A 7,391-nucleotide genomic window follows, 5' to 3' on the forward strand; every position below is an offset into this window, starting at 1 on the left:
GTAGAAGGTGGCGGCAGAGATGGCCCGACACGAAATTCCTCAGAAGTCGACCGCCCGGCGCGTCCTGGTCGCCCTCGCGACCGCCGGCATGGCCCTCGGGGCGGGCGCGACGAACGCTGCCGCCGCCGACGCCGAACCGGCCGACCACCCCGTCTCCCTTGGCAGGACCGACCCCCAGGCGGGCTTCCAGGCCCTCCGCCACGCCACCGGCCCCGTCACCGGCCTCAAGCCCAACCCCCTCGCCGGCACCGGCGTCGACCCCCTCGACAACGGCGTCGGCACGCAAGTCGCCGACTTCAAGCCCGTGACGTCCCGGGACCTCACGGGGCCGGTGGCGCAGGCGCCGTCGGTTGGGAGCGTGCCGGGGGTGGGAGGGGTGGGTGAGCCGTCGACGCGGAGGTGACGGGCGCGGGGGTGAGGGGCGCTGGGCTTTAGTGGCCGCCTGTTTCCAGGGGACCGTCGGGGCCGCTCGCTTCTTGGTCAGTGTCGTGCTTCCACGGCCCGAGTAAAGGGCGCTTCGCGTCGGCTGCGCCGATCGGCCTGCGACCGACCCTTGACTCGGTCCGCTCCAGCACGGGTGAGAAGCGAGCGAACGGCCCGGAAAGGCGGGGGCCCAGGTTGGCGGGCCGTGCGGGTGGGGTGGGGGTTGGCCGGGGCTGGGGGCGCGTCGGCGCCTCGCATGCACGCCGGGTGGGTTTGGCGGCTTGCGGGCGGTGGGGCGTGGGCGCGTCGGCGGGGTGGGGCACGCCGGGTCGGCTCAGGGGGTTGCGGTGAGCGGGGCATGCTTCGGTAATTGGCAGCTTTGGGTCACCTCGGAGCGGAAAACTCCTGGTCGCTGGCTACGGAAGTGACCGAAAGCTGCCAATTACCCGCGGAGACGTGATCGGTGAGGCTCGTGTGACAGGAGGGGCGCTGCCCGTGTCGGCCTTCCCGGCCGTGACCGCCCAGGCGCGTAAGCCGCTTGCGGTCGTCCCTCGTGGGTGCGGCAGTCCTTACCCCACCGCCGACAGAATCGCCAGCAACACTGCCCCCGCCACTGCCGGTGCCACCAGTTCATACGCCCAGCGGACCGTCACCTCGCCCTGTGCGGTCGCTGCCTTCTCCCGGGCCTCCAGTATCTGGCGCAGGTCGTGGATGATCTGGTCGCTTTCGGCGCGGACCGGTCCGTCCGGCATGGCGCCCCCGTCCCCGAGGTCTCGGACGACACCCCGGCTGCCGCCCCGGCCGCTCTGCTCCGCCTCGCGTCGGGCCTCCTTGCGGGCCGCGCGCTTTCGGGCCCGGAGCGAGACGGGGACGGCCCACAGTTGGTACTTGGTGCCGGACTTGGTGACGACCTCGTTGGTGTAGCCCGACCGTAGTGAGGCGACCTCGCCCCAGGGCAGCACGATGACGCGGAACGGGTTGCGCACCCGCAGTCTGTCTTCGCCCGCGAACACGGCGGGGCGGACGGTGAAGGCGACGACCAGCGGTACCGCGAGGAGTAGCGCGGCGAGCGCCAGCCAGGGTGTCCGGCCCTCGCCCGCCACGATCGCGTCGATGCCGAGCCAGGCGGCGAGGGCGAGCAGCAGGACGCCGCCGACGAGGCCCATGGGCGACCGGTAGATACGGTCCCTGCTCTTGGGGCCGGGCGGCTGCGGCGCTGGTGACTGGTGGTCCGGGGTCGTCATGCCCCGATTCTGCACGACACCGTCGGCATCGCTCGTGCGCGGTGGGTTCCTGCAGGAGGGGGTGGGCAGGAGGGGTGTACAGCCGCTACGCGCGTAGATATGCTCGTCTGGTGACCATGCCCACCTCTGCACACACCCTCACGGACGTGGCGGCCTCCGACAGCACGCTGCGCCGCTTCCTCCACGGGCTGCCCGGCGTCGACGCGGTCGGCCTGGAGGCGCGCGCCGCCTCGCTCGGCACCCGTTCCATCAAGACCACTGCGAAGGCGTACGCCATCGACCTCGCCATCTCGATGGTCGACCTGACGACGCTGGAAGGCGCGGACACCCCGGGCAAGGTCCGGGCGCTCGGCGCCAAGGCGGTCCACCCGGACCCGACGGACCGTACGACCCCGGCGACCGCGGCCGTCTGCGTCTACCCCGACATGGTGCCCCACGCCAAGGAGGCCGTCGCCGGCTCCGCCGTCAAGGTCGCCTCGGTCGCCACCGCGTTCCCGGCCGGCCGCGCCCCGCTCGCCGTGAAGCTGGCGGACGTGCGCGACGCCGTGGCCGCGGGCGCCGACGAGATCGACATGGTCATCGACCGGGGGGCGTTCCTCTCGGGCCGGTACATGAAGGTGTACGACGAGATCGTCGCCGTGAAGGAGGCCTGCGGGACGTCCGCCCGTCTGAAGGTCATCTTCGAGACGGGTGAGCTGTCGACGTACGACAACATCCGCCGGGCCAGCTGGCTCGGCATGCTGGCGGGCGCCGACTTCATCAAGACGTCGACCGGCAAGGTGGCGGTGAACGCGACCCCGGCGAACACCCTGCTCATGCTGGAGGCCGTACGGGACTTCCGTGCGCAGACCGGCGTCCAGGTCGGCGTGAAGCCCGCCGGCGGCATCCGCACCAGCAAGGACGCCATCAAGTTCCTGGTCCTGGTCAACGAGACCGTCGGCGAGGACTGGCTGGACAACCACTGGTTCCGCTTCGGCGCCTCCTCGCTCCTGAACGACCTGCTGATGCAGCGTCAGAAGCTGGCCACCGGCCGCTACTCCGGCCCCGACTACGTGACGGTGGATTGATCATCATGGCTTCCGTATTCGAGTACGCGCCGGCCCCCGAGTCCCGGTCCGTCGTCGACATCGCGCCCTCCTACGGCCTGTTCGTCGACGGTGAGTTCACCGAGGCGGCGGACGGCAAGGTCTTCAAGACGATCAGCCCGTCGACCGAGGAGGTCCTCTCGGAGGTCGCCCAGGCGGGCGAGGCGGACGTCGACCGGGCGGTGAAGGCTGCCCGGAAGGCCTTCGAGAAGTGGTCGGCGCTGCCCGGTGCCGAGCGCGCCAAGTACCTGTTCCGCATCGCCCGCATCATCCAGGAACGCGCCCGCGAGCTGGCCGTCCTGGAAACCCTGGACAATGGCAAGCCGATCAAGGAGACGAGGGACGTCGACCTGCCCCTCGTAGCGGCGCACTTCTTCTACTACGCGGGCTGGGCCGACAAGCTCGGCCACGCCGGATTCGGACCGTCGCCGAAGCCGCTGGGCGTCGCGGGGCAGGTCATTCCCTGGAACTTTCCCCTGCTGATGCTGGCCTGGAAGATCGCCCCGGCGCTGGCGACCGGCAACACGGTCGTCCTCAAGCCGGCGGAGACGACTCCGCTCTCCGCGCTGTTCTTCGCGGACATCTGCCGCCAGGCGGGCCTGCCGAAGGGCGTCGTCAACATCCTCCCCGGCTACGGCGACACGGGCGCCGCGGTCGTCGCGCATCCGGACGTCAACAAGGTCGCCTTCACCGGCTCCACAGCGGTCGGCAAGGAGATCGCCCGTACGGTTGCGGGCACGAACAAGAAGCTCACGCTCGAACTGGGCGGCAAGGGCGCGAACATCGTCTTCGACGACGCCCCGATCGACCAGGCCGTCGAGGGCATCGTGAACGGCATCTTCTTCAACCAGGGGCAGGTCTGCTGCGCCGGCAGCCGTCTCCTGGTGCAGGAGTCGATCCAGGACGAGCTGCTCGAGTCGCTGAAGCGGCGTCTGTCGACGCTCCGCCTGGGCGATCCCCTGGACAAGAACACGGACATCGGCGCGATCAACTCCGCCGAGCAGCTGGCCCGTATCACCGCACTCGCCGAGCAGGGCGAGGCCGAAGGCGCCGAGCGCTGGTCCCCGGCCTGCGAACTGCCGGAGAGCGGCTACTGGTTCGCCCCGACGCTGTTCACGAACGTCACCCAGGCGCACACGGTCGCCCGGGACGAGATCTTCGGCCCGGTGCTGTCGGTGCTGACGTTCCGCACCCCGGACGAGGCGGTCGCCAAGGCCAACAACACCCCGTACGGACTGTCGGCGGGCATCTGGACGGAGAAGGGCTCGCGCATCCTGGCGGTCGCGAACAAGCTCCGCGCGGGTGTCGTCTGGTCCAACACGTTCAACAAGTTCGACCCGACCTCGCCGTTCGGCGGCTACAAGGAGTCGGGCTTCGGCCGCGAGGGCGGCCGCCACGGCCTGGAGGCGTACCTCGATGTCTGACGCGACCCGACTCTCCGTCTTCAAGACCTACAAGCTGTACGTCGGGGGCAAGTTTCCCCGCTCCGAAAGCGGCCGGGTGTACGAAGTGACCGACTCCAAGGGCAAGTGGCTGGCCAACGCTCCGCTGTCCTCCCGCAAGGACGCCCGTGACGCGGTGGTCGCCGCCCGCAAGGCGTTCGGCGCGTGGTCCGGGGCGACGGCCTACAACCGCGGCCAGATCCTGTACCGCATCGCCGAGATGCTGGAGGGCCGGCGCGAGCAGTTCGTGCGCGAGGTCGCTGATGCCGAGGGACTGTCGAAGTCGAAGGCGGCCGCGCAGGTCGACGCAGCGATCGACCGCTGGGTCTGGTACGCGGGCTGGACGGACAAGATCGCCCAGGTGGTGGGTGGCGGGAACCCGGTCGCCGGGCCCTACTTCAACCTCTCCTCCCCGGAACCGACGGGCGTGGTCGCGGTCCTGGCCCCCCAGGACTCCTCCTTCCTGGGCCTGGTCTCCGTGGTGGCCCCGGTGATCGCGACCGGCAACACCGCGATCGTGATCGCCTCCGAGAAGTCGCCCCTCCCGGCGCTCTCCCTCGGCGAGGTCCTGGCCACCTCGGACCTCCCCGGCGGCGTGGTGAACGTCCTCTCCGGCCGTACGGCGGAGATCGCGGCCCCGCTGGCCGCGCACCAGGACGTCAACGCGATCGACCTCGCGGGCGCGGGCGCCGACCTGGCGAAGGAACTGGAGATCGCCGCCGCGGACAACCTCAAGCGCGTCCTGCGTCCACAGGCTGTGGATTACGGCGAGACGCCGGGCATCGACCGCATGACGGCGTTCCTGGAGACCAAGACGGTCTGGCACCCGACGGGGTCGCTGGGCGCGTCCGGCTCCTCCTACTGAAACGACGGCGGTCCGGGGCCCTCGAGGGCCCCGGACCGCCGTCGTTTCAGATGCCGGCCGCTGCCGACAGGTCCCGCTTGATCGCCGCCAGCAGCTGCGCCGCCTTCGCCCGGGCGGCCGGGAGGCCGGCGTGCGCGGCGACCGGGACCACGACCTCCAGGTAGCACTTCAGCTTCGGCTCCGTGCCGCTCGGACGGACGATCACGCGGGCGCCGTCGAGCGTGTAGCGCAGGCCGTCCGTGGGCGGGAGCTTCTCGGTGCCCTGGGTGAGGTCCTCGGCCTTCGTGATGGCCAGGCCCGCCAGGTGGGTGGGCGGCTGCTCGCGCAGGCGGTGCATGGCGTCCGCGATGACCGACAGGTCCTCGACGCGGACCGAGAGCTGGTCGGTGGCGTGCAGGCCGTGCTCCACGGCGAGGTCGTCGAGGAGGTCCAGGAGGGTGCGGCTCTCGGCCTTGAGCTGCGAGGCGAGTTCCGTGATGAGGAGGGCCGCGGTGATGCCGTCCTTGTCGCGTACGCCGTCGGGGTCGACGCAGTAGCCGAGGGCCTCCTCGTAGCCGTAGCGCAGGCCCTCGACGCGGGCGATCCACTTGAAGCCGGTGAGGGTCTCCTCGTGGGGGAGCCCCGCCTTCTCGGCGATCCGGCCGAGGAGGGAGGACGAGACGATCGACTCGGCGAAGGTGCCCTGTACGCCGCGGCTCACGAGGTGCGCGGCGAGCAGCGCGCCGACCTCGTCGCCGCGGAGCATGCGCCAGTCGGCGCCGTCCTTCACCGCGGCTGCGCAGCGGTCGGCGTCCGGGTCATTGGCGATGATCAGGTCCGGTTCCGTCTCGCGGGCCTTCGCGAAGGCCAGGTCCATCGCGCCGGGCTCTTCCGGGTTGGGGAAGGCGACGGTGGGGAAGTCCGGGTCCGGGTCGGCCTGTTCGGCGACGAGGACGGGCTCCGGGAAGCCGGCGCGGGCGAAGGCGGCCAGGAGGGTGTCCTTGCCGACGCCGTGCATCGCCGTGTAGACGGTCCGGGCGGTGCGCGGGGAGCCGGGGGCCAGGACGGCGTCCGTGCGGGCCAGGTAGGCCTCCAGGACGCCGTCGTCGAGGGTCTCCCAGCCGGCGGTGGGGCGGGGGACGTCGTTCAGGGACCGTACGGCGGCGATCTCGGCGGCGATCTCGGTGTCGGCGGGAGGCACGATCTGGGAGCCGTCGCCGAGGTACACCTTGTAGCCGTTGTCGCGGGGCGGGTTGTGGCTGGCGGTGACCTCGACCCCGGCGACCGCGCCGAGGTGCCTTATGGCGAACGCCAGCACGGGCGTGGGCAGCGGCCGCGGCAGGACGGCGGCGCGCAGACCGGCGCCGGTCATCACCGCGGCCGTGTCGCGGGCGAAGTCCTCCGACTTGTGCCGGGCGTCGTAGCCGATGACGACGAGGCCGGTGCCTCCGTCCCGCTGGGATTGCCCCTGCTTCCTGAGGTACGCGGCGAGACCGGCGGCGGCGCGGATGACCACCGACCGGTTCATCCGCATCGGCCCGGCACCGAGTTCCCCCCGCAGACCCGCCGTGCCGAACTGCAGCGTGCCGCTGAACCGCGCGGCCAGCTCGGTGACGTCCTTGGCGTCGATCAGCGCGGCGAGTTCCGCACGGGTGTCCGCGTCGGGGTCCTCGGCCAGCCACGCCTGGGCCCGTGCGAGGAGATCGTCGTGCACGTCGGGTCAACCTCTCGTTGTGTTCGTACGGTGTGGGCGCTGCGGTCATCCACCGGCGGGTGATCCACCGGCGGTGACCTACAGCCGGTCGAGCACCTGACCCAGGAGGGCGCCCATCCGCGCCGCCGAGTCCCGGCCCGCCTGCAGAACCTCCTCGTGGTTCAGCGGCTCGCCGGTCATGCCCGCCGCGAGGTTGGTCACCAGGGAGATGCCCAGCACCTCGGCGCCCGCCTCGCGCGCGGCGATGGCCTCGAGGACCGTCGACATGCCCACCAGGTCCGCGCCGATGACGCGGGCCATGCGGATCTCGGCCGGCGTCTCGTAGTGCGGGCCGGGGAACTGCGCGTAGACGCCCTCCTCCAGGGTGGGGTCGATCTCCTTGCACAGGGTGCGCAGCCGCGGGGAGTACAGGTCGGTGAGGTCGACGAAGTTCGCGCCGACGATCGGGGACGTGGCGGTGAGGTTGATGTGGTCGCTGATCAGGACCGGCTGGCCGGGCCGCATGCCCTCGCGCAGGCCGCCGCAGCCGTTGGTGAGCACGACGGTCTTGCAACCGGCGGCGACGGCGGTGCGCACGCCGTGCGCCACGGCGGCGACGCCGCGGCCCTCGTAGTAGTGGGTGCGGCCGAGGAAGACCAG

Annotated in this window: 7 protein-coding genes; 4 read left to right on the plus strand and 3 right to left on the minus strand. The window is 71.5% G+C overall.

From position 1 onward, the window contains the following. The first annotated feature begins 19 nt into the window (after positions 1–19). On the plus strand, positions 20–403 hold the full coding sequence (locus ACTWQJ_RS00925) for a hypothetical protein (protein WP_443304679.1): 384 nt from the start codon (positions 20–22) through the stop codon (positions 401–403). A gap of 589 nt (positions 404–992) precedes the next feature. Here ACTWQJ_RS00925 and ACTWQJ_RS00930 read toward each other — a convergent pair. Then, positions 993–1,667, minus strand: a complete 675-nt coding sequence (locus ACTWQJ_RS00930) for a PH domain-containing protein (RefSeq protein WP_443304681.1) — start codon at positions 1,665–1,667, stop codon at positions 993–995. Between the two features lie 116 nt (positions 1,668–1,783). Between ACTWQJ_RS00930 and deoC the strand changes: the two genes are divergently transcribed. From deoC to ACTWQJ_RS00945, 3 genes are read left to right on the plus strand one after another with little or no spacing between them, the layout of a single operon-like run. Continuing rightward, positions 1,784–2,734, plus strand: coding sequence for a deoxyribose-phosphate aldolase (deoC, locus tag ACTWQJ_RS00935; protein ID WP_443304690.1), 951 nt, complete (start codon positions 1,784–1,786; stop codon positions 2,732–2,734). A 5-nt stretch (positions 2,735–2,739) separates the two neighbouring features. Further along, positions 2,740–4,176 carry an aldehyde dehydrogenase family protein gene (locus tag ACTWQJ_RS00940; RefSeq protein WP_443304683.1) on the plus strand — a complete coding sequence of 479 codons (1,437 nt, stop codon included), beginning with the start codon at positions 2,740–2,742 and terminating at the stop codon, positions 4,174–4,176. Next, a complete protein-coding gene (locus tag ACTWQJ_RS00945; RefSeq protein ID WP_443304685.1) occupies positions 4,169–5,059 on the plus strand; it encodes an aldehyde dehydrogenase family protein in 891 nt (296 codons plus the stop codon). Before ACTWQJ_RS00940 ends, ACTWQJ_RS00945 begins: the two co-directional genes overlap by 8 nt. 46 nt (positions 5,060–5,105) lie before the next feature. Here the strand turns inward: ACTWQJ_RS00945 and ACTWQJ_RS00950 are convergent, their stop codons facing one another. Both ACTWQJ_RS00950 and ACTWQJ_RS00955 read right to left on the minus strand, forming a co-directional pair. Beyond that, entirely contained in the window at positions 5,106–6,752 is a 1,647-nt protein-coding gene (locus ACTWQJ_RS00950; protein WP_443304686.1) for a phospho-sugar mutase, read from the minus strand. Between the two features lie 78 nt (positions 6,753–6,830). Continuing rightward, positions 6,831–7,391: purine-nucleoside phosphorylase (locus ACTWQJ_RS00955; protein ID WP_443304687.1), on the minus strand; the 561-nt coding region annotated here is incomplete at its 5' end.

Source organism: Streptomyces sp. KR55, from assembly GCF_052245645.1.
GTDB classification, from domain to species: domain Bacteria; phylum Actinomycetota; class Actinomycetes; order Streptomycetales; family Streptomycetaceae; genus Streptomyces; species Streptomyces flavusporus.